At 68.9% G+C, this 25,970-nt stretch carries 25 protein-coding genes and 1 pseudogene; 16 read left to right on the forward strand and 10 right to left on the reverse strand.

Going from position 1 to position 25,970, the window contains the following annotated elements:
• Window positions 1–53: 53 nt before the first annotated feature.
• Window positions 54–692 carry a glycerol-3-phosphate 1-O-acyltransferase PlsY gene (plsY, locus tag ACFIMZ_RS15730; protein ID WP_431820305.1) on the reverse strand — a complete coding sequence of 213 codons (639 nt, stop codon included), beginning with the start codon at window positions 690–692 and terminating at the stop codon, window positions 54–56.
• Window positions 693–799: 107 nt separating this feature from the next.
• Window positions 800–1,291 (reverse strand): Cys-tRNA(Pro) deacylase, encoded by a 492-nt coding sequence (gene ybaK, locus ACFIMZ_RS15735; protein WP_431820306.1) that lies wholly within the window; start codon window positions 1,289–1,291, stop codon window positions 800–802.
• Between the two features lie 240 nt (window positions 1,292–1,531).
• Here ybaK and ACFIMZ_RS15740 point away from each other — a divergent pair, with 240 nt between their 5' ends.
• Window positions 1,532–3,094 carry a class I adenylate-forming enzyme family protein gene (locus tag ACFIMZ_RS15740; protein WP_431820307.1) on the forward strand — a complete coding sequence of 521 codons (1,563 nt, stop codon included), beginning with the start codon at window positions 1,532–1,534 and terminating at the stop codon, window positions 3,092–3,094.
• Between the two features lie 25 nt (window positions 3,095–3,119).
• Here ACFIMZ_RS15740 and xerD read toward each other — a convergent pair whose 3' ends face one another.
• The 3 genes from xerD to queG form a co-directional block, all read right to left on the reverse strand.
• A complete protein-coding gene (gene xerD, locus ACFIMZ_RS15745; protein ID WP_431820308.1) occupies window positions 3,120–4,067 on the reverse strand; it encodes a site-specific tyrosine recombinase XerD in 948 nt (315 codons plus the stop codon).
• Window positions 4,064–4,534 (reverse strand): methylated-DNA--[protein]-cysteine S-methyltransferase, encoded by a 471-nt coding sequence (locus ACFIMZ_RS15750; RefSeq protein WP_060237859.1) that lies wholly within the window; start codon window positions 4,532–4,534, stop codon window positions 4,064–4,066. The genes xerD and ACFIMZ_RS15750 overlap by 4 nt, the downstream gene beginning before the upstream one ends.
• A gap of 146 nt (window positions 4,535–4,680) precedes the next feature.
• Complete coding sequence (gene queG / locus ACFIMZ_RS15755; protein WP_431820309.1) at window positions 4,681–5,916, reverse strand: tRNA epoxyqueuosine(34) reductase QueG; 1,236 nt, start codon at window positions 5,914–5,916, stop codon at window positions 4,681–4,683.
• A gap of 17 nt (window positions 5,917–5,933) precedes the next feature.
• Between queG and tsaE the strand changes: the two genes are divergently transcribed.
• Window positions 5,934–6,488 (forward strand): tRNA (adenosine(37)-N6)-threonylcarbamoyltransferase complex ATPase subunit type 1 TsaE, encoded by a 555-nt coding sequence (gene tsaE, locus ACFIMZ_RS15760; protein WP_431820310.1) that lies wholly within the window; start codon window positions 5,934–5,936, stop codon window positions 6,486–6,488.
• Window positions 6,470–7,993: an N-acetylmuramoyl-L-alanine amidase gene (locus tag ACFIMZ_RS15765; protein WP_431820311.1), complete on the forward strand. Its 1,524-nt coding sequence runs from the start codon at window positions 6,470–6,472 to the stop codon at window positions 7,991–7,993. Before tsaE ends, ACFIMZ_RS15765 begins: the two co-directional genes overlap by 19 nt.
• A 70-nt stretch (window positions 7,994–8,063) precedes the next feature.
• On the opposite strand, the gene ACFIMZ_RS15770 is transcribed toward ACFIMZ_RS15765, so the two are convergent.
• Entirely contained in the window at window positions 8,064–8,942 is an 879-nt protein-coding gene (locus ACFIMZ_RS15770) for an EamA family transporter (protein ID WP_431822514.1), read from the reverse strand.
• 229 nt (window positions 8,943–9,171) lie between these two features.
• On the opposite strand from ACFIMZ_RS15770, the gene ACFIMZ_RS15775 reads away from it, so the two are divergent.
• Both ACFIMZ_RS15775 and trxA read left to right on the forward strand, forming a co-directional pair.
• Entirely contained in the window at window positions 9,172–10,053 is an 882-nt protein-coding gene (locus tag ACFIMZ_RS15775) for a pirin family protein (protein ID WP_431820312.1), read from the forward strand.
• Between the two features lie 52 nt (window positions 10,054–10,105).
• Entirely contained in the window at window positions 10,106–10,954 is an 849-nt protein-coding gene (gene trxA, locus ACFIMZ_RS15780) for a thioredoxin (RefSeq protein ID WP_431820313.1), read from the forward strand.
• Window positions 10,955–10,999: 45 nt separating this feature from the next.
• Here trxA and tcdA read toward each other — a convergent pair whose 3' ends face one another.
• Complete coding sequence (tcdA, locus tag ACFIMZ_RS15785; RefSeq protein ID WP_431820314.1) at window positions 11,000–11,857, reverse strand: tRNA cyclic N6-threonylcarbamoyladenosine(37) synthase TcdA; 858 nt, start codon at window positions 11,855–11,857, stop codon at window positions 11,000–11,002.
• Between the two features lie 128 nt (window positions 11,858–11,985).
• Between tcdA and pdxH the strand changes: the two genes are divergently transcribed.
• The 3 genes from pdxH to ACFIMZ_RS15800 all read left to right on the forward strand — a co-directional run bounded on the left by pdxH (window position 11,986) and on the right by ACFIMZ_RS15800 (window position 15,300).
• Window positions 11,986–12,630 (forward strand): pyridoxamine 5'-phosphate oxidase, encoded by a 645-nt coding sequence (gene pdxH, locus ACFIMZ_RS15790; protein ID WP_431820315.1) that lies wholly within the window; start codon window positions 11,986–11,988, stop codon window positions 12,628–12,630.
• A 127-nt stretch (window positions 12,631–12,757) separates the two neighbouring features.
• Window positions 12,758–13,978 (forward strand): class I SAM-dependent methyltransferase, encoded by a 1,221-nt coding sequence (locus ACFIMZ_RS15795; protein WP_431820316.1) that lies wholly within the window; start codon window positions 12,758–12,760, stop codon window positions 13,976–13,978.
• Between the two features lie 23 nt (window positions 13,979–14,001).
• A complete protein-coding gene (locus ACFIMZ_RS15800; RefSeq protein WP_431820317.1) occupies window positions 14,002–15,300 on the forward strand; it encodes a DUF72 domain-containing protein in 1,299 nt (432 codons plus the stop codon).
• Between the two features lie 16 nt (window positions 15,301–15,316).
• Here the strand turns inward: ACFIMZ_RS15800 and msrA are convergent, their stop codons facing one another.
• Window positions 15,317–15,865, reverse strand: a complete 549-nt coding sequence (gene msrA / locus ACFIMZ_RS15805; protein ID WP_431820318.1) for a peptide-methionine (S)-S-oxide reductase MsrA — start codon at window positions 15,863–15,865, stop codon at window positions 15,317–15,319.
• A gap of 191 nt (window positions 15,866–16,056) precedes the next feature.
• Between msrA and ACFIMZ_RS15810 the strand changes: the two are divergent.
• A pseudogene (locus ACFIMZ_RS15810) lies at window positions 16,057–16,758 on the forward strand (transposase); the annotation flags it as partial.
• A gap of 66 nt (window positions 16,759–16,824) precedes the next feature.
• Here ACFIMZ_RS15810 and ACFIMZ_RS15815 read toward each other — a convergent pair.
• Window positions 16,825–17,127 carry a hypothetical protein gene (locus tag ACFIMZ_RS15815; protein WP_431820319.1) on the reverse strand — a complete coding sequence of 101 codons (303 nt, stop codon included), beginning with the start codon at window positions 17,125–17,127 and terminating at the stop codon, window positions 16,825–16,827.
• Between the two features lie 773 nt (window positions 17,128–17,900).
• Between ACFIMZ_RS15815 and ACFIMZ_RS15820 the strand changes: the two genes are divergently transcribed.
• The 3 genes from ACFIMZ_RS15820 (at window position 17,901) to ACFIMZ_RS15830 (ending at window position 20,669) form a co-directional block, all read left to right on the forward strand.
• A complete protein-coding gene (locus ACFIMZ_RS15820; RefSeq protein WP_431820320.1) occupies window positions 17,901–19,307 on the forward strand; it encodes a selenium-binding protein SBP56-related protein in 1,407 nt (468 codons plus the stop codon).
• Complete coding sequence (locus ACFIMZ_RS15825; RefSeq protein WP_431820321.1) at window positions 19,304–19,969, forward strand: hypothetical protein; 666 nt, start codon at window positions 19,304–19,306, stop codon at window positions 19,967–19,969. Before ACFIMZ_RS15820 ends, ACFIMZ_RS15825 begins: the two co-directional genes overlap by 4 nt.
• 190 nt (window positions 19,970–20,159) lie before the next feature.
• Window positions 20,160–20,669, forward strand: coding sequence for a flavin reductase family protein (locus ACFIMZ_RS15830; protein WP_431820322.1), 510 nt, complete (start codon window positions 20,160–20,162; stop codon window positions 20,667–20,669).
• On the opposite strand, the gene ACFIMZ_RS15835 is transcribed toward ACFIMZ_RS15830, so the two are convergent.
• Window positions 20,656–21,156, reverse strand: coding sequence for an Lrp/AsnC family transcriptional regulator (locus ACFIMZ_RS15835; protein WP_010090865.1), 501 nt, complete (start codon window positions 21,154–21,156; stop codon window positions 20,656–20,658). The two genes, ACFIMZ_RS15830 and ACFIMZ_RS15835, sit on opposite strands and share 14 nt — an antisense overlap.
• A gap of 130 nt (window positions 21,157–21,286) precedes the next feature.
• On the opposite strand from ACFIMZ_RS15835, the gene kynB reads away from it, so the two are divergent.
• From kynB to dalD, 4 genes are all read left to right on the forward strand, one after another.
• Complete coding sequence (gene kynB, locus ACFIMZ_RS15840) at window positions 21,287–21,928, forward strand: arylformamidase (RefSeq protein ID WP_431820323.1); 642 nt, start codon at window positions 21,287–21,289, stop codon at window positions 21,926–21,928.
• A 25-nt stretch (window positions 21,929–21,953) separates the two neighbouring features.
• Window positions 21,954–23,207, forward strand: a complete 1,254-nt coding sequence (kynU, locus tag ACFIMZ_RS15845) for a kynureninase (protein ID WP_431820324.1) — start codon at window positions 21,954–21,956, stop codon at window positions 23,205–23,207.
• Between the two features lie 108 nt (window positions 23,208–23,315).
• The gene (gene kynA, locus ACFIMZ_RS15850; RefSeq protein WP_431822515.1) at window positions 23,316–24,251 is read left to right on the forward strand and encodes a tryptophan 2,3-dioxygenase; all 936 of its coding nucleotides are present in this window, start codon (window positions 23,316–23,318) and stop codon (window positions 24,249–24,251) included.
• A gap of 274 nt (window positions 24,252–24,525) precedes the next feature.
• Window positions 24,526–25,920 (forward strand): D-arabinitol 4-dehydrogenase, encoded by a 1,395-nt coding sequence (dalD, locus tag ACFIMZ_RS15855; RefSeq protein WP_431820325.1) that lies wholly within the window; start codon window positions 24,526–24,528, stop codon window positions 25,918–25,920.
• The last annotated feature ends 50 nt before the right edge of the window (window positions 25,921–25,970 follow it).

Here is a 25,970-nt window from a genome sequence, read left to right on the forward strand (position 1 = left end):
ATCATGCCGCCGGGCAGCGCAATGCGCCCGGCGCGCTCCTCCGGCCTGCCTTCTCAGGCCTTCCCGCCGTCCTGCGCGTTGCCGTTCCCGGCCGCCTTCTTCTTGTCGCCGATCCGGCTTTCCTGCCCCGCCAGCAGCTTCGAGATGTTGCTGCGGTGACGCCACACGAGCAGCACGCTCATCGCGAGCACGGCCCACGCGACCGGGTTGTGGCGCGTGCCGAACAGGAACACGTCGAACACCGGCGCGAACACCGCCGCGACGAGCGCCGCGAGCGACGAGTAGCGGAAGAAGAACGCGACGATGAGCCAGGTCAGCGCGGTCGCGAGCCCGAGCACCGGGTGCACGGCGAGCAGCACGCCGGCCGCGGTCGCGACGCCCTTGCCGCCCTGGAAGCGGAAGAAAATCGGGTACAGGTGGCCGATGAACACGGCGATCGCCACCCACGCGATCGCGACATCGGGCAGGCCGAAGCGCCGCGCGAGCCAGACGGCGACCCAGCCCTTGAACGCATCGCCGACGAGCGTCAGGATTGCGGCCTTCTTGTTGCCGCTGCGCAGCACGTTGGTGGCGCCGGGGTTCTTTGAACCGTACGAACGGGGATCGGCCAGGCCCATCGTGGCGCTGACGACGACGGCGAACGACACCGAGCCGATCAGGTAGGCAACGACGGCGGCGAGCAGGATCTGCATGCGGATGACTCTTCTTTCAACGTATCGATGGACGGACGGCCGCGACGGCGGGCCGCAGCGGCGCTCATTCTACCGAAGCGGCGCAAGCTGCCATGAAGGTGAAACCCTCAGTCGACGCTCGCGCACTGCACGGGCTTCGCGTCGAGCAGCGTCGTCAGCACGGACGGCGCGACGCTGACCAGATAGCCGCGGCGGCCGCCGTTCAGGTAGATCGCCGGCAATTCGAGGATCGTCGACTCCACGTAGACCGGCATCGCCTTGCGGGTGCCGAACGGCGACGTGCCGCCGACCAGATAGCCCGAATGGCGGTTCGCGATTTCGGGCTTGCACGGCTCGACGCGCTTCGCGCCGATCTGCCGCGCCAGATTCTTGGTCGACACCGTGCGGTCGCCGTGCATCAGCACGATCAGCGGCTTCGCGTGCTCGTCTTCCATCACGAGCGTCTTCACGACGACGTGCTCGTCGACGCCGAGCTGGCGCGCGGATTCGCCGGTGCCGCCATGCTCGACGTAATCGTAGGGATGCTCGCCGAACGCGACGCCGTGGCGGCGCAGCAGCTGGGTCGCGGGCGTTTCGGACACGTGTCTGGATTTGCTCATGGCGGCATTTTAATGGGGAACGGCGGCCGGGGCGCGCCGCGCTTCTCGTCGACGGTATACTCGCGGCCCGCTTTTCCGTCACCCGGGCGGCAGCGGCGAACTCGACGCGACACCGTCCATCATCATTGCGCGCATCGCGAAGCGCTATTGACCGAATGGCCGATTGTGGCGCGCCCGCCGACATGGCACGATCGCTCGCACACCTCGCCTGCCACGCCCGCCCCCTCTTCAGGAGACGCCATGACCTCGCCCATCCCCCCGTCCGCGCCGCTCGACGTCGACGCGCTGCTGGCCGCCCTGCCCGGCCGCATCGCCGACGTCCCCGCGCACTGGGCCGCCCATGCGCCCGATCGCCCGGCGCTGATCGAGGACGCGCGCCGCCTGTCGTACCGCGAGCTGTCGCAGGCAATCGATGCGGCGGCCGCGCAGCTCGCCGCCCGCGGCGTGCGCGGCGGCGACCGCGTGATGATCGTCGCGGAGAACTGCGTCGCGCAGATCGTGCTGCTGTTCGCGGCGGCCCGCCTCGACGCGTGGGCGCTCATGTCGAACGCACGGCTGTCGGCCGTCGAGCTCGACGCGATCGCCGCGCATGCGCGCCCGAAGCTGATCGCGTTCGCCGAAGCCGCGTCGCCGGACGCGCGCGCGCATGCCGCGCGGCATCACGCGACACCCGCCTCCGCGCTCGCGAGCGACATCGGCGCATGGTCGTACCGCGTCGACGCGGACGCGCCCGGCGAGCCGGTGGCCGCGGACGGCGCCGCGCAATGCGCGGCGCTGATCTACACGACCGGCACCACCGGCACGCCGAAGGGCGTGATGCTGTCGCACCGCAACCTGCTGTACGTCGCGGCGACGTCGAGCGCGCTGCGGCGCGTGTCGCCCGAGGACATCGTCTATACGGTGCTGCCCGTGTCGCACGTGTACGGCCTCGCGTCGGTCTGCCTCGGCAGCCTGTACGCGGGCGCGACGCTGCGGCTCGCGCCGCGCTTTTCGCCCGAGGCCGTGCGCGTCGCGCTGGCCGACGAAGGGGTCACGATCTTCCAGGGCGTGCCCGCAATGCATGCGAAGCTGCTCGAGCATCTGCACACGCACGGCCATGCGTGGCACGCGCCGCGCCTGCGTTTCGCGTATTCGGGCGGCTCGCCGCTCGACACCGGCCTGAAGGCGCGCGTCGAGCGCGTGTACGGCGTGCCGCTGCACAACGGCTACGGGATGACCGAGAGCAGTCCCACGATCGCGCAGACGCCGCTCGATGCGCCGCGCGCCGACGGCTCGGTCGGCGTGCCGATTCCGGGCGTCGAGATGCGCATCGTCGCGCCGGACGGCCGCGACGTGCCGCAGGGCGAGGTCGGCGAGATCCACGTGCGCGGGCCGAACGTGATGCTCGGCTATTACCGCAATCCGGACGCGACGCGCGCAGCGGTCACGCCGGACGGCTGGCTGAAGACCGGCGATCTCGCGCGGCAGGACGCCGACGGCGCGGTGACGATCGCCGGGCGCAGCAAGGAACTGATCATCCGCTCGGGCTTCAACGTGTATCCGGTCGAGGTCGAGCAGGTGCTGAACGCGCACCCGGACGTCGTGCAGGCGGCCGTGGTCGGTCGCCCGGTCGAGGGCAACGAGGAAGTGCTCGCGTTCGTCGAGCTCGCGCCGGGCGCCACGGCGACCGAGGCCGCGCTGCACGACTGGTGCGCGGCGCGGCTCGCGCCGTACAAGCGGCCCGCGCACATCCGCGTGCTCGACGCGCTGCCGGCCGCGTCGACCGGCAAGGTGCTGAAGCACAAGCTGCGCGACATGATCTGATGCATGCGGCACGCGCCGCCCCGCGCTATCCGCGCGGGTGGTGCTGCGCGTGCAGCGTCCTCAGGCGCTCGCGCGCGACGTGCGTATAGATCTGCGTCGTCGAGATGTCGCTGTGGCCGAGCAGCATCTGCACGACGCGCAGGTCCGCGCCGTGATTCAGCAGGTGCGTCGCGAACGCGTGCCGCAGCGTGTGCGGCGACAGGTGCGCGCGCACGTCCGCCTGCCGCGCATGGCGCTTGATGATGTTCCAGAACTGCTGGCGCGTCATGCCGTCGCCGCGCGCGGTCACGAACAGCGCATCGGCCGCGCGCGCGCCGAGCAGCGCCGGCCGCGCGTGGCGCAGGTAACGCTCGATCCAGCCGTGCGCGACTTCGCCGAACGGCACGAGCCGCTCCTTCGAGCCCTTGCCCATCACGCGCACGACGCCTTCGTTGAGCCCGACCTCGACGGTCTTCAGCGTCACGAGCTCGCTCACGCGCAGCCCGCTCGCATACATCAGCTCGAGCATCGTGCGGTCGCGCAGGCCGAGCGGCGTGTCGACATCGGGCGCGCCGAGCAGCGCCTCGACCTGCGCTTCGGACAGCGTCGACGGAAACCGTGCGGCCTGCTTCGCGGACGTGATCCGCAGCGTCGGGTCCGCGCTCGCGCGATGCTCGCGCACGGCCCAGCCGTAATAGCGACGGAACACCGACAGGCGCCGGTTCGACGACGTCGCCTTGCCGTCGCTGCGCGCGGCGATATAGCCCGTCACCATCGTCTCGTCGGCGACGTCGAGCGACGCGTCGTGCGTCGCCGCGAGCCACTGCGCAAACAGCGCCAGATCGCGACGGTATGCGTCGAGCGTATTGCGCGCGAGGCCGTGCTCGAGCCACAGCGCGTCGCAGAACACGTCGATCGACGCGCGGCTCGCGAGCAGCGCGGGCGACGCGGCCGCGTCGTCGGCGGCCTCCAGGGAAAGCAGCGGTTCGCTCATCGGTACGGCACGCCCTCATGCGCGAGCAGCCAGCGCTTCACCCGGAGGTAGTAGCCGTCGTCGTCGTGATTCGCGAAGCCGCCGATGCCGCCCGACGCGACGACGCGATGGCACGGGATCACGAGCGGGAAATAGTTCGCGCCGCACGCCTGGCCGACCGCGCGCGGCGCGCTGCCGATCTGTTTCGCAACCTGTCCGTAAGTGAGCACGACGCCCGGCGGGATCTCGCGGATCGCGTCCCACACGCGGTGCTGGAACGCGGTGCCGACGTCGGCGAGCGGCAGGTCGAAGGTCGCCGACGCGCGCTCGAAATAGCGTTCGATCTGCTCGACCGCGCGCTTCGCGAGCGGTGTATCCGGATCGACCGATTTCACCGATTCGGGCAGATAGACGATCTCGCGCACCACGCCCGCATCCGTGCGGATGCCGACCTTGCCGAACGGTGCGTCGATTACTGCGTTGAACATTGCTGTCTCCGGTCCCATGCTTCGCACGCCCATCCCGTGCCAAGCCGAAAGAATTGCAGGCGGCGTACCGCCGGTCCCGCCGGCGCGCTCCGCCGGCATGCGCGGCCGCGGCCTGACACATATCGAACCGCCACTGTACGCCGCCTTCACGCCGCCCGCAGCGCCCACTCGACATGCTCGCGCACGAGCGGCGACGGATCGTCGGCACGCGCGCGCAGCGCGGCGACGATCGCATCGCGCGCGGCCGGCGCGAGCCGCTCCGGCGGCGCGCGCAACGCATTGCCGAGCCCGACCGCGAGATTGCGCAGCCAGCATTCGTGGCCGATGCGCCGGATCGCGCTGCCCTGCATCCGTGCGTCGAATTCGTCGGCACTCCAGCCGAACAGCTCGACGAGCGTCGCGCGGTCGAGCCCGTGACGCACGTCGAAATCGGCGACCGGCGCGGCCTGCGCGAACTTGTTCCACGGGCACACGAGCTGGCAGTCGTCGCAGCCGTACACGCGATTGCCGATCAGCGGCCGCAGCTGCTCGGGGATGCTGCCTTTCAGTTCGATCGTCAGGTACGAGATGCAGCGCCGCGCGTCGACGCGGTACGGCTCGACGATCGCGCCGGTCGGGCACGCGTCGATGCAGCGCGTGCAGCTGCCGCAATGCGCGCCCGGCGTCTCGGGCGCCGCGTCGGGCGCGGTCTGCGCATCGGTCGGCAGCGGGATGTCGACGTAGATCTCGCCGAGGAAGAACAGCGAGCCCGCGTCGCGCTGCAGCAGCAGCGTATGCTTGCCGCGCCAGCCGACGCCCGCCTTCTGCGCGAGCTCGACCTCGAGCACCGGCGCGGAATCGGTGAACACGCGGTAGCCGAACGCGCCGATCTCGCGCTCGATGCGCTCGGCGAGCGTCTGCAGGCGGTTGCGCAATACCTTGTGATAGTCGCGGCCGCGCGCGTAGATCGACACGACCGCGGCCTGCGGATCGTCGAGCCGGGCCTGCTCGCGCGCGCGCCAGTCGCGCGGCGCGGGCGCGCCGTGTGCGTCGTCCGCCGTGTCGCCCGCGAGCGTCTGCGCCGGCAGATAGGCGAGCCGGGCCGAGATCACGCGTCGCGTACCGGCCACAAGTTCGGCCGGCCGCGCGCGTTTCATCCCATGTTTCGCCATATAATCCATCTCGCCGTGGCAACCGGCTTCCAGCCAGGCGGCGAGCCCCGCTTCGGCATCCGAGAGATCGGTATCGCTGATGCCGATCGCCCCGAAACCCAATTCGCGCCCCCACGCCCTGATGCGCGCGGCGAGCGCAGTCAACGCCGCATCGTCGAGGACGCACGGCGCCGCGCGCTCGGCCTGGGTCGAGCGCGAATCGGATGCGGCGAGTTCCGGTAATCGGTTCATCGCACTATTTTACGAGAATGCCAGCCACGCACAGCCATACGCCCCACGCCTCCACGCTGCCCGCCCCGCTCGCAGAGCGCGTGTTCGCGCTCGCCGACGAGGCGGCGACCGAGGCCTTCGGCGCACGCTTCGCGCAGGTGCTCGACGCGGCGCGCGCCGAACTGACGCGCACGCACGCGTTCGACGGCCTGCAGATCCAGCTGGTCGGCGATCTCGGCGCAGGCAAGACCTCCCTCGTGCGCGCGATCCTGCGCGGCCTCGGCCATCGCGGCCGCGTGCGCAGCCCGACCTACACGCTCGTCGAGCCGTACGCGCTCGAACGCGACGATGGGGAACTCGAGGTCTATCACTTCGATCTGTACCGTTTCAACGACCCGGCCGAATGGTCCGACGCCGGCTTTCGCGAATATTTCAATTCCAGCGCGATCTGCCTCGTCGAATGGCCGCAACAGGCGGGCACGCTGCTCGGCGTGCCCGATCTGGTCTTCTCGCTCGACGTGGACGGCGACGGCCGCGCCCTCACCGTCCGGGCGTACAGCGCTTCAGGAAACGCATGTCTCGAAAGATGTTGATCAAACCGTTCCGCTCGATCGAATCGGCGGCCACCGCGACGCATAACTGGCGGCGCCGCCAGATCCTGTGCGCGGGCGCGTCGACGCTGGTGCTCGGCCTCGCGGTGCCGCGGCTCGCGCATGCCACATCGGTGCTCGGCGTGCGAGTGTGGCCCGCGCGCGATTACACGCGCGTGACGATCGAATCCGACCAGCCGCTGCAGAATACCCAACAGCTGCTGCAGGGGCCCGACCGCCTCGTCGTCGACCTGAACGGGCTCGATCTCGACCAGGCGCTGCGCGACCTCGTGTCGAAGATCGCGCCGAACGATCCGCAGATCCACTCGGTGCGCGTCGGCCAGTATCAGCCGCACGTCGTGCGGATGGTGTTCGACCTGAAGGGCTCGGTGAAGCCGCAGGTGTTCACGCTGCCGCCCGTCGGCACCTACAAGTACCGCCTGGTGTTCGACCTGTATCCGGCCGTCGCGCCCGATCCGCTGACCGACCTGATCGCGCAGACGGAGCGCAAGGAACAGCAGCTCAACGAAGCCACGCGTGCGCAGCAGGTGCAGCCGCCGACCACGCTGAGCGGCCCGACGCAGCCGCCCGCCGCAGGCAACGACAACAGCGATGCGTTCTTCCAGCGCTTCGCGCAGAACACGCCCGCCACGCCGCATGCGCCGCCGGCCGCGGCAGGCAGCGCGCCCGCGAAGCCCGCGGTCAAGCCGCCGCCCGTCATCGCGCGCAAGGACGACGAGGACGAAGGCGACGACACCTACAAGTTCATCGCGCCGAAATCCGGCAAGGGCGGCACCGTGCGCCTCCTGACGGTCGCGATCGACCCGGGCCACGGCGGCGAGGACCCGGGCGCGATCGGCGGCGGCGGCACCTACGAGAAGCACGTCGCGCTCGACATCGCGAAGAAGCTGCGCGCGAAGATCGACGCGGCGCCGAACATGCGCGCGATGATGACCCGCGACGCCGACTTCTTCGTGCCGCTCAACGTGCGCGTGCAGAAGGCGCGCCGCGTCGGCGCGGACCTGTTCGTGTCGATCCACGCGGACGCGTTCACGACGCCGTCCGCGCGCGGCTCGTCGGTGTTCGCGCTGTCGGACCACGGCGCGTCGAGCGCGGCGGCCCGCTGGCTCGCGAACAAGGAAAACGCGTCGGACCTGATCGGCGGGATCAACATCAAGACCCAGGACGCCGCGGTGAGCCGCGCGCTGTTCGACATGTCGACGACCGCGCAGATCCGCGATTCGCTGCGCTACGGCAACTACGTGCTGAAGGAAGTCGGCGGCATCAACAAGCTGCACAAGGGCTCGGTCGAGCAGGCCGGGTTCGCGGTGCTGAAGGCGCCCGACATCCCGTCGATCCTCGTCGAGACCGCGTTCATCAGCAACCCGGACGAGGAGCGCAGGCTCAACGACGACAGCTATCGCGACGAGATGGCCGACGCGATCTTCCGCGGCATCAAGCGCTATTTCGCGGCGAACCCGCCGCTCGCGAAGAACCGGATGGCCTGACGGCCCCCTCCCCGCTCTTCCCCCGCGCCGCCGGCCGCACGCGCTGCGTGCCGGCGCGCGCTTCGAGACGTCACGACACCGCGAACCGTCGCACCAGCTTCCCGCCGAACACGTTGACCGCGAGGCCGCCCATCACGAGCGCCGCGCCCGCGAGCTGCGCGCGCGTCAGGTGCTCGTCGAGCAACAGCGCCGCCGACGCGAGGCCGATGACCGGCACCAGCAGCGAGAACTGCGCGACCTGCGCGACCGGATAGCGCGACAGCAGCCGGCTCCACAATCCGTAGCCGAGCAGCGTCGCGACGAACGCGAGATAGACGACCGCGAAGATCGACGCCCCCGTCAGCGCACCGAGCGCGGCCGCGATCCGCTGCGGCCCTTCGAACCACAGCGACAGCAGGAAGAACGGCACCGGCGGCACGAGGCTCGCCCACACGACGAGCGACACGAGGTTGGCCTGCCCGACCTTCTTCGTCACGATGTTGCCGAACGCCCACATCGCGGCCGAACAGAGCGTCAGCAGGAAGCCGGCCAGCGTCATCGCGCGCCCGCCCTGCGCGGCGATCACGACGAGGCCCGTGGCGGCGATCGCGAGGCCGATCAGGTTCTGCACGCGCAGCCGCTCGCCGAGGAAGGCCATCGCGAACACCAGCGTGAAGAACGCCTGCGACTGCAGCACGAGCGAAGCGAGCCCGGCGGGCATCCCGACGTACATCGCGGTAAACAGGAACACGAACTGGCCGAGCTGGATTGTCGCGCCATACAGCACGAGCAGCCGCCACGAGATTTGCGGACGGCGCACGAAGAACACCGCCGGCACCGCCGCGAGCGTGAAGCGCAGCGCGCCGAGCAGCATCGGCGGCATCCCGTTCAGCCCGACCCGGATCACGACGAAGTTCACCCCCCACGCGAGGATCACGACCAGCGCCAGCAACAGATCCTTCGGGGTCATCATCCGGGTCTCCTTGATTTGTCGTATTGAAGACCGCCAGTTTAGCGGCGATCGGGAGCCCGCCGGAATCCCGCACGCGCGATGGGGATACAGCGCCAGCGCCGGTGCGGCGCGCACGCTGTCCGCGAGCAAGAACCGTACCTCGCCGCCCGGCCCGCGATGCGTCACGCGCACGCTGCCGGGCGCCAGTACAATGACCCGCATCCCCGCAGCGTCGACAGGATCCGCCATGACCGATTCCATCAAAGCCCTGCTGAAGCCGCACGTGCGCGACATCGGCAACCTGCAGGTACGCCGCACGCTGCCCGCGCTCGCCGCGCGCCTCGTCGGCCCGTTCATCTTCTTCGATCACATGGGACCCGCGACGCTGCCGCCCGGCACGGGTCTCGACGTGCGCCCGCATCCGCACATCGGGCTCGCGACCGTCACCTACCTGTTCGAGGGCGCGATCCTGCACCGCGACAGCCTCGGCTCGCTGCAGGAGATCGTGCCCGGCGACGTCAACTGGATGACCGCGGGACGCGGGATCGTCCATTCCGAGCGCACGCCCGACGCGCTGCGCGAGCGGGGCCACACCGTGCACGGGATCCAGACCTGGGTCGCGCTGCCGCTCGCGCACGAGACCGACGAACCGTCGTTCGAGCACCACGAGGCCGCGGCGCTGCCGAAGCTGAACGACGACGGCGTGTCGCTGACGGTGATTGCCGGCGACGCGTTCGGGCTGCGCTCGCCCGTCACGACGTTCTCGCGCACGCTGTACGTCGCCGCGGAATTCGCGGACGGCGGCCGCCTCGCGCTCGACGCGTCGCACGAGGAGCGCGCGATCTATCTCGTCGAAGGCGACCTCGCGATCGACGGCACGCCGCTCGAACCCGCACGGATGGCCGTGCTCGTGCCCGGCGCGACCGTCACGCTGACAAGCGGCGCCGGCGCGCGCGCGATGCTGCTCGGCGGCGACCGGCTCGACGGCGAGCGCTTCATCGACTGGAATTTCGTCGCGAGCAGCCGCGACGCGATCGAGCGCGCGAAGGAAGCCTGGACGCGGCAGGAAATGGGCAAGGTGCCCGGCGAAACCGAGTGGATCCCGCTGCCCGAGCGCAAGCCGCGTTGAAAAACGCGCGTGCCGCCCCCACCCTGACGACATCCGAACTCAAGAGGACGACATGGACACCACGCTTGCCACTTTCGAAAAAGACGTCATCGAGGCGTCGCTGGACACGCCCGTGCTGGTCGACTTCTGGGCGCCGTGGTGCGGCCCCTGCAAGACGCTCGGCCCGCTGCTGGAAAAGCTCGAAAGCGACTACGAGGGCCGCTGGAAGCTCGTGAAGGTCAACGTCGACGAAAACCAGGAACTCGCCGCGCACTTCCAGACGCGCAGCATTCCGCACGTGATCGCGTTCGCCGACGGGCGCCCGGTCGACCAGTTCGTCGGCGTGCTGCCCGAAGGGCAGCTGCGCGCGTTCCTCGACCGGCTGCTGCCGGCGCCCGAGGAAGCCGAGCGCCGCGCCGCGCAGTTCGCGGCGACGGAAGCGCGCTTCGACGATGCGCGCGCCCACCTCGAGGCCGCGCTCGCGCTGAACCCCGGCTTCGACGACGCGCGGCTCGACCTGATCGAGCTGCTGCTCGCAACCAACCACGTCGATGCGGCGCGCGCGGAAACCGAGCGCCTGTCGCCGCAGACCGTGCAGAACGGCGATCCGCGCCTGCAGGCGATCCAGACCCGTTTCGATGCACTCGCCGCGACCGCCGACCTGCCGCCGACCGACGCGCTCGAGGCGCGCATCGCCGAGAATCCGGCCGACCTCGACGCGCGTTTCGATCTCGCGCAGAGCCTGATCGCGCGACGCGCATACGAAGGCGCGCTGGAACAGCTGCTGGAAATCGTCGTGCGCGACCGCGCGTACGGCGACGACCTCGGCCGCAAGACGATGATCTCGGTGTTCGAGCTGGCGGGCGACCGCCCGGACCTCGTCGCCGCGTGGCGGCGCAAGCTGAGCATGGCGCTCCACTGAGCCGGGCCGACGGGCGGCCAGCGAGCGCCGCCCCGCCTCATCCATTCAAGCCGCGACCGCCCGCGCCGCGATCGCCCGCAGCGCATGCGCGGCCGCCGCGAAGCCGAAGCTCGCGGTCACGCACACGCTCGAGCCGAAGCCCGCGCAGTTGAGCCCCGCGACGTGCGCGGCCGTGGACGGCTCCGCGCCGTCCTCGAGGTCGCAGGCGGCGGCTTCCGGATAGATCAGCGGCTCGTCCGAATACACGGCGCTGACCTTGAAGCGCGCCTTCGGCCCGCGCGGGAAGCCGTGCTGCTTGCGCAGCTGCGCGCGCACCTTCGACAGCAGCGGATCCTGGATCGTCAGCGCGAGATCGTCGATGCGGATGCGGGTCGGGTCGAGCTGCCCGCCCGCGCCGCCGACCGTGACGAGCGGCTGCCCTTTCGCGACGCACCACGCGATCAGCGCGACCTTCGTGCGCACGCTGTCGATCGCGTCGATCACGTAGTCGAAGCCGCCGCCGAGCAGCGCGTCGAAATTGTCCGGCTCGGCGAAATCCTCGATCCGGTGCACGCGGCACGCGGGATCGATCAGCGCGATCCGCTCGGCCATCGCGTCGACCTTCGGCTTGCCGTAATTGCCGTCGAGCGCGTGGATCTGCCGGTTCGTGTTGCTTTCGGCGACGTTATCGAGATCAACGAGCGTCAGCGTGCCGACCGCGCTGCGCGCAAGCGCCTCGGCCGTCCACGAGCCGACCCCGCCGATGCCGATCACCGCGACGTGCGCGCGCTCGAACGCGGCGAGCGCGGGTGCGCCGTACAGCCGCGCAATGCCGCCGAAGCGCCGTGCGCGATCCACGTCAAACTGACTTGACGGGCTCGGGTTAAGATCAGAGGTTATCGGGGCGGCGTCGTGGGATGACATGGCGGCAAGGAAAACGTAAATCGTGCAGCCCCGTATTTTGCCTGAACCGCTCGCCGACACGCGCCACTGTGCACGCACGTTTCTTCCGCCTTCGCTATACTGGCCCCAGATTGAAGCGTTTGCATAACATGACGACACTCGCCGATCTCCGCATCAATTACTCGCGTGCTTCGCTCGACGAAGCCGACGCCGCCCCGAACCCCTTCGCGCAGTTCGATCGCTGGTTCAAGGAGGCGCTCGACGCCAAGCTCCCCGAGCCGAACACCATGACGCTCGCCACCGTCGGCGATAACGGCCGGCCATCCGCCCGGATCGTGCTGATCAAGGGCGTAGACGAACGCGGGTTCGTCTTCTTCACCAATTACGAAAGCCGCAAGGGCCGCGATCTCGCCGCGCACCCGTATGCCGCGCTGCTGTTCTACTGGATCGAGCTCGAGCGCCAGGTGCGCGTCGAAGGCCGCATCGAGAAGACCAGCGCCGAGGACAGCGACCGCTATTTCGCGTCGCGCCCGCTCGGTTCGCGCATCGGCGCGTGGGCGTCCGACCAGAGCGCCGTGATCGACAGCCGCGCGACGCTCGAAGCGCGCGAAAAGGCCGTCAGCGAGCGCTACGGCGACGACCCGCCGCGGCCGCCGCACTGGGGCGGCTACCGCCTCGTGCCCGAGTCGCTCGAATTCTGGCAGGGCCGCCCATCGCGGCTGCACGACCGGCTGCTGTATACGCGCGACGACGCCGCGCCGCACGGCTGGACGATTTCGCGCCTGTCGCCGTAAGCCGGCGCGGCGCGCACCGCCGATCGCATTTCGTATTTTTCGTATTGCATGCGGGCGCCCGCCTGGTCGGCGGGCGCCCGTCAAGAAACTTGGCTGTATTCGATTCAACGAACAACGGAGATTCCAAATGTTCTGGGAAAAGAAGCTGGCACAGTGGGCGGACGAAGTACGGGCGAAGGCGAACATTCCGGCGCGCCTCGTTTTGTGGAACGGCGATCAGCTCGATTTCGGCACGTTCGCCGCGCCGCAGGTCACGCTGAAGGTCAACAGCGCATCGGCGCTGCCGCTCTTGCTCGACCCGAGCCTCGACAACCTCGGCGAGGCGTACGTGAAGGGCAAGATCGACATCGAGGGCAAGCTCTCCGACATCATCAACATCAGCTACTCGCTCGCGCGCAGCACCGTGACGAATGCGAGCAAGCTCGCGCGCGTGAAGCGCTACTTCAGTCACACGAAGAACACCGACAAGAAGGCGATCCAGTATCACTACGACGTCTCGAACGAGTTCTACCGGCTGTGGCTCGACGAGAACATGGTCTACTCGTGCGCGTACTTCGAGAACGGCGACGAGGATCTCGCCACCGCGCAGATCAAGAAGATCGACCACATCCTCACGAAGATCCGGCTGCAGCCGGGCCAGCGCCTGCTCGACATCGGCTGCGGCTGGGGCGCGCTGGTGCTGCGGGCCGCGAGCAAGTTCGGCGCGCAGTGTCTCGGCGTGACGCTGTCGCAGAACCAGTTCGACCTCGCGACCGCGCGCGTGAAGGCCGCGGGGCTGCAGGACAGGATCGAGATCCGCCTGCAGGACTACCGCGAGGTCGACGGCCAGTTCGACCGCATCACGAGCGTCGGGATGTTCGAGCACGTCGGCCGCAAGAACCTGCCGCTCTACTTCACGCGGATCCGCGAGCTGCTCGCCGACGACGGCATCGCAATGAACCACGGCATCACGTCGACCGACGCGGAAAGCGGCGAGACGGCGCTCGGCGGCGGCGAGTTCATCGACCGCTACGTGTTCCCGGACGGCGAGCTGCCGCACATCAGCCTCGCGCTCGAAGCGGCGCAGCGCGGCGGGCTCGAGGCGATTGACGTCGAAAGCCTGCGGCGGCACTATGCGCGCACGCTCGACATCTGGACCGAGAACTTCGAGGCGAAGGCCGAGGAAGCCAGGAAGCTCGTCGACGACGAAAAATTCCGCATCTGGCGCGTGTATCTCGCCGGCTGCGCGTATGCGTTCGAGCACGACGACGTGTCGATCTTTCAAATCGTGTGCCGCAAGGCCGGGCAGAGCGCGAAGACGCTGCCGTGGTCGCGGCGCTACATGTACGAACACGCGCTGCCGCGCTAGGCGGCGCTTCACGCACGGCATGCATGGGTGACGGCAGCACGCGGCGCAACGCGCCGCCGGGACGGCGGCAACACGACGATTCGGACGGGACGCCCGCCGACGGACAGTTCGACCTGTTCGGCGCGGCGCCCGATGACGCGCGCGCCGTTCCCGCCGCGGACGACGACACCCGTGCGAACGCCGGCGATGACGTCAATGTGACGCCGGACGACAGCGGCAACGCGCCGCCGACGCCATCGCCTGCGCGCCGCCGCGCACCCGACGAAGCCCCCCCGCCCTCCACTGGCCTGCTGTGGGACGAACCCGCGCCGCCGCCCGCGCAGAAGAAAGGCAAGCGCCGGCGCGGCGTGCCGCCCGCGCCGATCGCGCCCGACGTGGCGGACGCCGCGGCCGGCCTGCCGCCGAACGTGCGGCTCGGCACGTCGTCGTGGTTTTTCCCCGGCTGGAACGGCATCGTCTACGACGGCGACTTCGCGCAGACCAGGCTGTCGCGCGAAGGGCTCGAAGCGTACGGCGCGCATCCGCTGCTCAGGAGCGTGAGCCTCGACCGGTCGTTCTACGGGCCGCTGTCCGTCGCCGACTACCTGCGCTACGCGCAGCAGGTGCCGGACGACTTCCGCTTCGTCGTCAAGGCGCCCGCATCGGTCACCGACGCGGTCGTGCGCGGCCGGCGCGGCGAGCCGTCCGGACCGAATCCGACCTTCCTCGACGCGACGCTCGCGACGAACGAATTCGTGCGGCCGTGCCTCGACGGGCTCGGCAGGAAGGCTGGCGTGCTGGTGTTCCAGTTCTCGCCGCTGCCGGATCGCCTGCTCGCCGACCCCGCCGCGCTGATCGACCGGCTGAGCGCATTCTTCGCGGCGCTGCCGCCGCTGCCGCCCGAGCCGGACGGCCCGCGCTACGCGATCGAGATCCGCGACGCGAGCCTGCTCACGCCGCGCTTCATCCGCGCGCTCGCGGCGCTCGGCGTGCGCTACTGCGTCGGCCTGCACGCGCGGATGCCCGACCCGCTGCGGCAGGCGGCCGCGCTCGCGCTGCTCGACGGCGACGCGCCAGGCCCGCTGATCGTGCGCTGGAGCCTGCACGGCGGGTTCAAGTACGAGCAGGCGAAAGCGAAATACGAGCCGTTCGACCGGCTCGTCGACGAGGACCCGCACACGCGCTCGGCGCTCGCCGAGCTGGCCGCGCGCTATGCGCTGGCCGGGCAACCCGTGATCATCACGATCAACAACAAGGCCGAAGGCTCCGCGCCGCTGTCGTGCATCGCGCTCGCGCGCGAGATCGCCGCCGCGTGCGCGCACTTGCGCAGCGAGGCGGCCTAGCTATGGAAGGACCTGTTCACGCACCGCGCGACGACTTCAGCCGGTGCGCGAACTTCTGGCGAAACTTCGCGAGCTTCGGCCCGATCACGACCGCGCAATAGCCCTGGCCGGGATTCTGCGCATAGTAGTTCTGGTGATAGTCCTCGGCCGGCCAGTAATTGCCGTCGAGCGGCACGACCTGCGTGACGATCGGCTGCGCGAACACCTGCTCGCGCTCGAGCTCGCGGATCACGTCGAGCGCGGTGTCGCGCTGCGCGTCCGAATGCGTGAACACTGCCGACCGGTATTGCGTGCCGGCGTCGTTGCCCTGCCGGTTGAGCTGGGTCGGATCGTGCGTCGCGAAGAAGATCTCGAGGATCTCGCGATAGCCGATGCGCGCCGGGTCGAACGTCACGTTGACGACCTCCGCGTGCCCGGTGTCGCCGTCGCACACGTCACGGTAGCCCGGATTGCGGGTATGGCCGCCCGCGTAGCCGGACTCGACCGCCGTCACGCCGTCGACGTCGAGAAACACCGCTTCCGTGCACCAGAAGCATCCACCGCCCAGCGTTGCCACTTCACTCATATCATTCACCGTAAAATCAAGTAGTTGCAGGAATTCCGGCGACCGAACATTCCCCCGCGACAGGCGAATTCGGGTAGAACTTGCCCATCAATTCGCCCATAGGATGACTGCCTTTCATGGCAACCCGCAAGGTAGGCCTGTCAGCCATTCCGTGCTCAACGCATATGATGCTCCCACAAGGAGAATGCATGCGTCGCAAGCCGAAAGCCAAGCGGGTCCTGACCGAGGACGGTCCGATCCGTATCGAGGTGCCTCGCGACCGCGACGGCAGCGCCGAACCGCTGCCGATTCCCAAACACATGAGGTCATGGCCGAAGCGACCACCTGGCAGGCCCGGCCACTCGAGCCCATGTATGCGCTGATGTTCTTTGACGCGCGGCGGGTCAAGATTCGCGAAGACGCCGTGGCGCGCAACCATGCGATCTACCTCGCGGTGGGCGTTCTGCCCGACGGTACGCGCGATATCCTGGGCTTGTCGATCGAAAGCGCCGAAGGCGCCAAGTTCCGGATGAAGGTGTTCGACGATCTCAGGACGCGTGGCGTCAACGACACCCTGATCGGCCTCAAGGGCATGCCCGAAGCACTGGCGGTCGTGTTTCCGGCAACCGCGCTGCAGACCTGCGTCCCGCAACGGCCTCGATTACGCGAGCCGGAAAGACCGCAGGGGGCTGGCTTCAGCGATTCGCCCGATTTACATCGCGCCCGACGCGGAAGCGGCTCAGGCAGAACTCGATGCATTTGACGACGGACCGTGGAGGCAGGAATTCCCGACGGTCAGCTCCGTGTCGCGCAACATCACTGCCGATTGGGGCCGTGCTGCGCACGATTGGAAGGCGGCTATGAACCCGTTCGCGATCCTCTACGAGGATCGCTTCGTTCGACCGTCCGTGTAATTTTCAACCCGCGTTGAATACGGAAATTCCGCCCCCAATAGAATCGAATTTAACTGCGACGTTTAATTATTGAGCAATAGCCCACTTGCCTTGATCTTTAACCATGCGAATGCTTTGAACATTACCCATGCCACCGCTCATATCGCATTGATAACCGCCAAGGTCAGACTTCTTGCAGTCGACAAGATGCAGCTTGTCAAGATTCTTCAACACCATTTCCGCCATAGGTGCAGTAAAGGGATTCGACTGCAATTGAGAGGCTTGAGCCTTCATGGCACCCCTCAAATCATCATCCCCAGGAGCACCACTACAGGCCGTGAGAACGAATGGCACCAGGGCCAGTAGATACTTGGACTGCTTGAACTTCATGCTTACCCCGTAGTTCATCGTGTTGGTGTGGTCAGTCGGCCCTAGGGCCTGCGGCCCATATTACCCTAATTTTGCGATGATTATGCTGCAGGCAGTGCATATGACAATCTCAAATGAGAATCGAGAATCGGTTTGGATGCCAATCGTCTTGTTAGCAAGGCTGGCTGTTGTGCCGTTCATCAATCGTTGATGCTCTAATTGCCGTCTGAAAGAGTTGCCGGCGACCTCACCATCGACACCCTGAACTTGTCCCGGACACATCGGACACCCCAGAAACAACCACCCTCGGGAATCGCGGTTTCAAGCATTTCGTTCCCCCCTCAAATCAAATAGCCGTTGAGTACGGGCGCCCGCGCATCGCGGCGAACCCGTCGCCGTCGATTCTCGACTACACTAGCCCACACTCGGCCAGGAAGAACGATCATCCCTTCCGCCGTGATCGCTCCATGCTCCACCCTGATGCATCATCGTTCGCCGCGGCAGCGTTCCGGATGCCTCAGCGAACACCCCTCGCATCACCGGCTCGATCGAGCCCTGGCCGGCCGGCGGCAACGTCGCGCCGCAACCGGCCAAGCGTCGACGCTTCACCCGGTACACGTCATCGTTTTCGCTTCTGGATGGAAGGCGCCGCCCGTCTCGCACGCGAGCGTCGCGGCTGCCGGCAGCTCCGTTCGGTCGCGGCGGCAACCCCGTCCGGCCGTTTCGCATGACAACCGCGCCCGTCGTCGGCAATCCCGCGTCGGGCGCTCCAATACCATAACGAGGGCACTACCATGACCATGCGGCCTGACCCGACGTTTCACGCGTCGCCGGAACTCGCGATGCGCGCGCCGGCTGAATCCTTCGCGTACACGCTGCTGCTGAGCCCCGACTTTTCGCAGCCGGACGCGCTCGCCGTGATCGACGTGAAGCCCGGCTCGGAGACCTACGGCCAGATCGTGCATACGGTGACGATGCCGACCAGCGGCGACGAATTCCATCACTTCGGCTGGAATGCGTGCTCGTCGGCGCTGTCGCCGCTCACCGGCCACGCGTTTCTCCAGCGCCGCTTCCTGATCATTCCGGGCCTGCGCTCGTCGCGCATCTACGTCGTGGACACGCATCCGCACCCGACCCAGGCGCGCATCCACAAGATCATCGAGCCCGACGAAGTGTTCAGCAAGACCGGCTACTCGCGGCCGCACACGGTCCATTGCGGCCCCGAGGGGATCTACGTCAGCACGCTTGGCGGCGCCGGCAAGGACGGCATGGACGGACAGCCGGGCATCTTCATCATGGACTGCGAGACCTTCGACGTCGTCGGCCGCTGGGAAATCGACCGGGGCACGCAGGACAAGCATTACGACTTCTGGTGGAACCTGCCGCGCGACTACATGGTGTCGAGCGAATGGGCGCTGCCGCCGCAATTCGAGAACGGCATCGTCCCCGAGGAACTGCTGGCGAATCGCTACGGGCACCGGCTGCATTTCTGGGACCTGCGCGCGCGGCGCAACGTGCAGACCATCGACCTCGGCGCGCAGCACCAGATGGCGCTGGAAGTACGGCCCGCGCACGACCCCGCGCGCGAATACGGCTTCCTCGGCGTCGTGATCGACACGACGAACCTCGAAGGCTCGATCTGGACCTGGTGGCGCGAAGACGGCCGGTTCCACATCGAGAAGACCGCGACGATCCCGGCCGAGCCCGCGCCCGCGGACCAGCTGCCGCCGCTGCTGAAACCGTTCGGCGCGGTGCCGCCGCTCGTGACCGACATCGACCTGTCGCTCGACGACCGCTTCCTCTACGTGTCCTGCTGGGGCACCGGCGAAATGCGCCAGTACGACGTCACCGACCCGCGCAAGCCGAAGCTCGCGGGATCGGTGCATATCGGCGGCATCGTGCGGCGCACGCCGCATCCGAACGGCAAGACGTTCGCGGGCGGCCCGCAGATGGTCGAGATCAGCCGCGACGGCAAGCGGGTCTACTGGACCAACTCGCTCTATTCGACGTGGGACGACCAGTTCTACCCCGACGGCGTGCCCGGCGCGCAGGTGATGGCGCACGCCGGGCCCGACGGCGGCCTGAAGCTCGTCGACGACTACTGGGTGGCGTTTCCGGACGGCTACCGCGCGCACCAGATCCGGCTCGAAGGCGGCGACTGCTCGACCGATTCGTTTTGCTATCCGTCGGTCAGATCTTGAGCGGCCACGTCACGGCCCAGGTCGGTCTCTGGTCCGCGGTGCTGGCAAGCGGCCTCTATCACGGGTTCAATCCCGCGATGGGATGGCCGCTGGCCGTGTCGAACGGACTGATGGCGCGCAACGGCCGCGCGCTGCTCGCGGCGCTCGGCTATCTCGCGCTCGGGCACGCGCTGTCGGTGTTCACGATGATGCTGCCGTTCGCGGCGCTCGCCGCGCTCGTCGCGTGGCAGGCGCCGATCCGGATCGGCGCGAGCGTGCTCGTGATCGCCTGCGGCGCCTTCCTGCTGCTCCGGCCACGCCACCCGCGGATCCTCGCGCGCATCCCGCCGTCGCGGCTCGGGCTCTGGTCGTTCGCGGTGGCGATCGCGCACGGCGCGGGGCTGATGCTGGTGCCGATCTATCTCGGGCTCTGCGGGATCGACATCGACCCGGGGCACCGGGCGGCGACGGCGCTCGTCAACGCGAACCTCGGGATGGCGCTCGTCGTCGCAACCGCGCACGCCGCCGCGATGCTCGCCGCCGGCGGGCTGCTCGCGTGGCTCGTCTACCGCTACCTCGGGCTGAAGTTCGTATCGCGGAGCTGGTTCAACCTCGATGCGCTCTGGGCATCGAGCCTGATCCTGATCGGCGCGCTGTCGCTCGGGCTCGGCGCGGCGGGCTAGGGTTCGTCCACGCGGATGACGGGATTGCGGCGGCAGCAATGCGCGCTGCGTCCCGCCGCGGGCGATTCCGCTAAAATCGCGCCATGCGCTCCATTTCCAGACTGACCGCCTTGTCGCCCTTCGCCCCGCCCTTCGCCCGTATCACCCGCCGCGCGCCACGCTCGCGCGCCCCGTTCCGGATGGCCGCCCGATGAGCCGCGCAACGCCGCCGAATTTCGACGCTGCCGCGTTCAGGCAGGCGCTCGGCCAGTTTGCGACCGGCGTGACCGTGATCACGACGCGCGCGCCGTCCGGGCAACTGATCGGCATCACCGCGAGCTCGTTCAACTCGGTGTCGCTCGACCCGCCGCTCGTGCTGTGGAGCCTCGCGCACAAGTCGGCGTCGATGCCGGTGTTCCGCAGCAACAGCCACTACGTCGTCAACGTGCTCGCGGCGTCGCAGCTCGACCTGTGCAAGCGCTTCTCGACCTACAAGGGCGACCGCTTCGAGGGCATCGCGCACGCGGCCGGCAACTCGGGGATGCCGGTGCTCGACGGCGCGATCGCGTGGTTCGAGTGCCACAACCGCAGCCGCTACGACGAAGGCGACCACGTGATCTTCGTCGGCGAGGTCGAGCGCTGCGGCGTGCATCCGGATGCCGCCGAAACCGCGCCGCTCGTGTTCCACGGCGGCGGCTTCCACGGCCTCACACGGCTTTGATCGCGCCGGTGCGCGCCAGCACGACCGGCGCGCCCGCCTCGTCCTTCAGCGTCTGCAGCACGATGTTCGAACGGATGTCCATCACGCCCGGCGCCTTGTACAGCCGGTTCAGCACGAAATCCGAATAGTGCTTGAGGTTGTGCGCGAGCACCCGCAGCAGGTAATGGCTCTCGCCCGTCACGACGAACGCGCCGACGACCTCCGGCCATTCACGCAGCTCCTCGGCGAACCGTTCGTGCCACTGCGTCTGCTCGTTGCGCATCGACACCTGCACGAACGCCTCCAGCTCGAAGCCGAGCTTCTCCCGGCTCAGGCAGGCGCGGTAATGCTCGATCACGCCCTGGTCCTCCAGCAGGCGCATGCGCCGCAGGCAGGCCGATGGCGACAATGAAATCCGTTCGGCAAGATCCAGGTTGCTGATTCTGCCTTCCTCCTGCAGGACCGCGAGAATCCGGCAGTCGGTGGCGTCGAGCGTGATCGCGTGCATTTTTGGTCTCCGTTTTCTCTCTGATTCGAATTATCTGCCAATCTGGCGGTTTGTCCATGCCTATTTCGCAAGCACTTTTTGCGAGCGTCCGCCTATCATGCGAAGCATCATTTCGCTGCTTCGTCATGCCATGGACACCCTCTGGGACATCTCGCCGCCGGTCGACCCCGCCACCCCCGTGTGGCCGGGCGACACGCCGGTCACCGTCGAACGCGTCTGGCGGATGGAGGCGGGCTCGCCCGTCAACGTCGCGCGCCTGACGCTGTCGCCGCATACCGGCGCGCACACGGACGCGCCGCTCCACTACGACGCCGACGGCGCGCCGATCGGCGCGGTGCCGCTCGACGCCTACCTCGGCCCGTGCCGCGTGATCCACTGCGTCGGCGCATCCCCCGTCGTCACGCCGGCCGACGTCGCGGCCGCGCTCGACGCCGTGCCGCCGCGCGTGCTGCTGCGCACCTATGCGCATGCGCCCGTCGCGCAATGGGATGCGGATTTCTGCGCGGTCGCGCCCGACACCATCGACCTGCTCGCCGAACACGGCGTGAAGCTGATCGGCATCGATACGCCGTCGCTCGATCCGCAGGAATCGAAGACGATGGATGCGCATCGCCGTATCCGCGCGCACCGGATGGCGATCCTGGAAGGCATCGTGCTCGACGCCGTGCCGGCCGGCGACTATGAACTGATCGCGCTGCCGCTCAAGCTCGCGACGCTCGACGCGAGCCCCGTGCGCGCCGTGCTGCGCGCGCTGCCCGGCCGCACCGACTGAACCCTCGACCACCACCCCGACCATCATGATCAAGACCCGTGAAGATGCGCTCGCGCTCGACCGCGACGACCCGCTCGCCCCGCTGCGCGACCAGTTCGCGCTGCCCGACGGCGTGATCTACCTCGACGGCAACTCGCTCGGCGCGCAGCCCCGCGCGTCGGCCGCCCGCGCGCAGCAGGTGATCGGCGCCGAATGGGGCGACGGCCTGATCCGCAGCTGGAACACCGCCGGCTGGTTCGCGCTGCCGCGCCGCCTCGGCGACAAGCTCGCGACGCTGATCGGCGGCGCGCCGGACGAGACCGTCGTCACCGACACGATCTCGATCAACCTGTTCAAGCTGCTGTCCGCGATGCTGCGCTACCAGGCCGAACGCACGCCCGGGCGCCGCGTGATCGTATCGGAGCGCTCGAACTTCCCGACCGACCTGTACATCGCGCAGGGGCTGATCGCGCAGCTCGGCGGCGACTACGAACTGCGCCTGATCGACGATCCGGCCGACCTGCCCGACGCGCTCGGCGAGGACACCGCGGTCGCGATGATCACGCACGTGAACTACCGCACCGGCTATATGCACGACATGCCGGCCGTCACGCAGCTCGTGCACGATGCGGGCGCGCTGATGCTGTGGGATCTCGCGCATTCGGCGGGCGCGGTGCCGGTCGACCTGAACGGCGCGCGCGCGGACGGCGCGGTCGGCTGCACGTACAAGTACCTGAACGGCGGCCCCGGCTCGCCCGCGTTCGTGTGGGTGCCGAAGCGCCATCACGCGCATTTCTCGCAGCCGCTGTCCGGCTGGTGGGGCCACCGCGCGCCGTTCGCGATGCAGCCCGAGTTCGCGCCCGATCCCGGCATCGCGCGCTTCCTGTGCGGCACGCAGCCGATCGTGTCGATGTCGATGGTCGAATGCGGGCTCGACGTGTTCCTGCAGACCGACATGCACGCGATCCGCCGCAAGTCGCTCGCGCTGACCGACGCGTTCGTCGCGCTCGTCGAGGCGCGCTGCGAGGGGCATTCGCTGAAGCTCGTCACGCCGCGCAGCCATCACCAGCGCGGCTCGCAGGCGAGCTTCGAGCATCCGCACGGCTACGAGGTGATGCAGGCGCTGATCGCGCGCGGCGTGATCGGCGACTACCGCGAGCCGCACGTGCTGCGCTTCGGCTTCACGCCGCTCTATACGCGCTTCGCCGACGTGTGGGACGCCGTCGAGACGCTGCGCGACATCCTCGACACCGGCGCATGGAAAGCGCCCGAGTTCGCCACGCGCGGCGCGGTGACCTGATCCTGATCGGCCGGCCGGCGCGTGCGCTGCGCACGCGCCGAGCCGCGCAGCACGGGCCGAGCGCCCTGCCCCCATTCAATCCTGGAGAAAGTCGTGAATTCTGGTCATATGCAGGCGCCCGGCAGCGACGCGCCGGCGGGCTGCCCGTTCTCGGGCGCGCGTACCGCAGACCCCGCACACCCTGCGCACGAAGCGCCGCACGTGCCGGGCGGAGCCGGCGAGCAAGCCGGCTGGCACAACGCGCAGCTCGATTTCTCGAAGTCGATGAGCTACGGCGACTACCTGTCGCTGAACCAGATCCTCGAGGCGCAGCACCCGCTGTCGCCGGATCACAACGAGATGCTGTTCATCATCCAGCATCAGACGAGCGAGCTGTGGATGAAGCTCGCGCTGTTCGAGCTGCGCGCGGCGCTCGACGCGGTCCATCGCGACGCGCTGCCGCCCGCGTTCAAGATGCTCGCGCGCGTGTCGCGCATTTTCGAGCAGCTCGTGCAGGCGTGGAACGTGCTCGCGACGATGACGCCGTCCGAGTATTCGGCGATGCGGCCGTATCTCGGCCAGTCGTCGGGCTTCCAGTCGTACCAGTACCGCCAGCTCGAATTCCTGCTCGGCAACAAGAACCCGCAGATGCTGCAGCCGCATGCGCATCGGCCGGACATCCTCGGACAGGTGCGCGCGACGCTCGAGGCGCCGTCGTTCTACGACGAGGTCGTGCGCCTGCTCGCGCGGCGCGGCTTCCCCATCGCGCCATCGCGGCTCGAGCGCGACTGGACCCAGCCGACGCAGCACGACGACACCGTCGAGGCCGCGTGGCTCGAGGTGTACCGGAATCCCCAGCAGCACTGGGAGCTGTACGAGATGGCCGAAGAGCTGGTCGATCTCGAGGACGCGTTCCGCCAGTGGCGCTTCCGGCACGTGACGACCGTCGAGCGCATCATCGGCTTCAAGCAGGGCACGGGCGGCACGAGCGGCGCGCCGTATCTGCGCAAGATGCTCGACGTCGTGCTGTTCCCCGAGCTCTGGCACGTGCGCACGACGCTGTAACTCCCCCCGCTCGCCCGCGCGCCGTCATGACCGTCGTGACGGCGTGCGGGCCGGCTCACCCGCCGCCACGGCATCCTGCCCGGCCCCGCCGTCAAGCTGCTCGAACAGCTCGTCGCGCTGACCCGCGAAGCCGCCTGAGCGCGCGCCGCCGCAGCGCACCATCGAAAAGCCGCGAACTCGCCTTGACTTTCGCTCGCCCGAATACGATCATTCGCTCACACAACGAGCAAATGATCCGGCATCGCCATGCGCGGCCGCCGGAAGGAGACTACGGATGAGCGAGTCGTCGCCCGCCCGCGCGCCCGTGCTGCTGCACATCGGCGCCGGATCGTTCCACCGCGCGCACCAGGCGTGGTACCTGCATCGCGTCAACGCGGCCGTGCCGGCCGCCGAGCGCTGGTCGCTGGTCGTCGGCAACATCCGCAACGACATGCGCGCGACCATGGACGCGCTGGCCGTACAGCACGGCGCGTACACGCTCGAGACGGTCACGCCGCAAGGCGAGCGCGCCTACGAGACGATCCGCGCGATCACGCGCGTGCTGCCGTGGTCGATCGATCTCGCCGCGCTGATCGACGCCGGCGCGGCCCCCGCGTGCCGGATCGTGTCGTTCACCGTCACCGAAGGCGGCTACTACCTCGACGAGCACAACCGGCTCGACCTCGCGAACCCCGATCTCGCGGCCGACCTGCAGGGCGCGCGCACGACGCTGTACGGCGCGCTCGCCGCGCTGCTCGCCGAGCGGATGAAGCGCGGCGCGGGCCCGCTCACGCTGCAGAGCTGCGACAACCTGCGCAGCAACGGCGCGCGCTTTCGCGCGGGAATGCGCGAATTCCTCGAACGGCGCGGCGCGCGCGACCTGCTCGACTGGTTCGACGCGCACGTCGCTTGTCCGAGCGCGATGGTCGACCGGATCACGCCGCGCCCGACCGCCGACGTGCGCGAGCGCGTGCGCGCGGCGACCGGCGTCGACGACGCGTGCGCGGTGATGGGCGAATCGTTCATCCAGTGGGTGATCGAGGACCGCTTCGCGGCCGGCCGGCCGCAATGGGAGCTGGCGGGCGCCGAGCTCGTCGACGACGTGCATCCGTACGAGGAAGCGAAGATCCGCCTGCTCAACGCGACACACAGCTGCATCGCCTGGGCTGGCACGCTGGCGGGCCATACGTACATCCACGAAGGCACGCACGACGCGGCGATCCGCCGCTTCGCGCACGACTACGCGACGCACGACGTGATCCCGTGCCTCACTCCGAGCCCGCTCGATCTCGCGCGCTATCGCGACGTCGTGCTCGAGCGCTTCGGCAACCCGTACGTGCTCGACACCAACCAGCGGGTCGCCGCGGACGGCTTCTCGAAGCTGCCCGGCTTCATCGCGCCGACGCTCGCCGAATGCGTCGCGCGCGGCGCGGCGCCGGTCGCGACCGCGGTGCTGCCCGCGCTGTTCCTGCGCTTCCTCGACCGCTGGGCGCGCGGCGCGCTGCCGTATGCATACCAGGACGGCGTGATGGACGAAGGCGCCGCGCGCGCGATCGTATCGGCTGACGACCCGGTCGCCGCACTGTGCGCGCAGCGCCAGCTGTGGGGGGCGCTCGCCGGCAACGCCGCGCTCGTCGACGCGGTGCGCGCCGGCCTCGCGCGCGTCGACTCGTGGCTCGCGCAGCGCTGAGCGCGCCGGCGTCCGGCCGCGCGTCGGGTCTGCCGGCATTGGCACGCCCG

Origin of the sequence: Burkholderia sp. F1, from assembly GCF_050813845.1 — a bacterium.
Taxonomy (GTDB): domain Bacteria; phylum Pseudomonadota; class Gammaproteobacteria; order Burkholderiales; family Burkholderiaceae; genus Burkholderia; species Burkholderia ubonensis.

Excerpts from the sequence above, each read along its gene's own strand:
- plsY (WP_431820305.1), bottom strand. The coding sequence starts at position 692 with ATGCAGATCCTGCTCGCCGCCGTCGTTGCCTACCTGATCGGCTCGGTG.
- trxA (WP_431820313.1), top strand. The coding sequence starts at position 10,106 with ATGGACACCACGCTTGCCACTTTCGAAAAAGACGTCATCGAGGCGTCG.
- queG (WP_431820309.1), bottom strand. The coding sequence starts at position 5,916 with ATGAACCGATTACCGGAACTCGCCGCATCCGATTCGCGCTCGACCCAG.
- ACFIMZ_RS15820 (WP_431820320.1), top strand. The coding sequence starts at position 17,901 with ATGACCATGCGGCCTGACCCGACGTTTCACGCGTCGCCGGAACTCGCG.
- xerD (WP_431820308.1), bottom strand. The coding sequence starts at position 4,067 with ATGAGCGAACCGCTGCTTTCCCTGGAGGCCGCCGACGACGCGGCCGCG.
- ACFIMZ_RS15765 (WP_431820311.1), top strand. The coding sequence starts at position 6,470 with ATGTCTCGAAAGATGTTGATCAAACCGTTCCGCTCGATCGAATCGGCG.
- ACFIMZ_RS15770 (WP_431822514.1), bottom strand. The coding sequence starts at position 8,942 with ATGACCCCGAAGGATCTGTTGCTGGCGCTGGTCGTGATCCTCGCGTGG.
- pdxH (WP_431820315.1), top strand. The coding sequence starts at position 11,986 with ATGACGACACTCGCCGATCTCCGCATCAATTACTCGCGTGCTTCGCTC.
- ACFIMZ_RS15835 (WP_010090865.1), bottom strand. The coding sequence starts at position 21,156 with ATGCACGCGATCACGCTCGACGCCACCGACTGCCGGATTCTCGCGGTC.
- ACFIMZ_RS15815 (WP_431820319.1), bottom strand. The coding sequence starts at position 17,127 with ATGAAGTTCAAGCAGTCCAAGTATCTACTGGCCCTGGTGCCATTCGTT.
- tsaE (WP_431820310.1), top strand. The coding sequence starts at position 5,934 with ATGCCAGCCACGCACAGCCATACGCCCCACGCCTCCACGCTGCCCGCC.
- ACFIMZ_RS15750 (WP_060237859.1), bottom strand. The coding sequence starts at position 4,534 with ATGTTCAACGCAGTAATCGACGCACCGTTCGGCAAGGTCGGCATCCGC.
- tcdA (WP_431820314.1), bottom strand. The coding sequence starts at position 11,857 with ATGTCATCCCACGACGCCGCCCCGATAACCTCTGATCTTAACCCGAGC.
- dalD (WP_431820325.1), top strand. The coding sequence starts at position 24,526 with ATGAGCGAGTCGTCGCCCGCCCGCGCGCCCGTGCTGCTGCACATCGGC.
- ACFIMZ_RS15740 (WP_431820307.1), top strand. The coding sequence starts at position 1,532 with ATGACCTCGCCCATCCCCCCGTCCGCGCCGCTCGACGTCGACGCGCTG.
- kynU (WP_431820324.1), top strand. The coding sequence starts at position 21,954 with ATGATCAAGACCCGTGAAGATGCGCTCGCGCTCGACCGCGACGACCCG.
- kynB (WP_431820323.1), top strand. The coding sequence starts at position 21,287 with ATGGACACCCTCTGGGACATCTCGCCGCCGGTCGACCCCGCCACCCCC.
- ACFIMZ_RS15800 (WP_431820317.1), top strand. The coding sequence starts at position 14,002 with ATGGGTGACGGCAGCACGCGGCGCAACGCGCCGCCGGGACGGCGGCAA.
- ACFIMZ_RS15775 (WP_431820312.1), top strand. The coding sequence starts at position 9,172 with ATGACCGATTCCATCAAAGCCCTGCTGAAGCCGCACGTGCGCGACATC.
- ACFIMZ_RS15830 (WP_431820322.1), top strand. The coding sequence starts at position 20,160 with ATGAGCCGCGCAACGCCGCCGAATTTCGACGCTGCCGCGTTCAGGCAG.
- kynA (WP_431822515.1), top strand. The coding sequence starts at position 23,316 with ATGCAGGCGCCCGGCAGCGACGCGCCGGCGGGCTGCCCGTTCTCGGGC.
- msrA (WP_431820318.1), bottom strand. The coding sequence starts at position 15,865 with ATGAGTGAAGTGGCAACGCTGGGCGGTGGATGCTTCTGGTGCACGGAA.
- ACFIMZ_RS15795 (WP_431820316.1), top strand. The coding sequence starts at position 12,758 with ATGTTCTGGGAAAAGAAGCTGGCACAGTGGGCGGACGAAGTACGGGCG.
- ybaK (WP_431820306.1), bottom strand. The coding sequence starts at position 1,291 with ATGAGCAAATCCAGACACGTGTCCGAAACGCCCGCGACCCAGCTGCTG.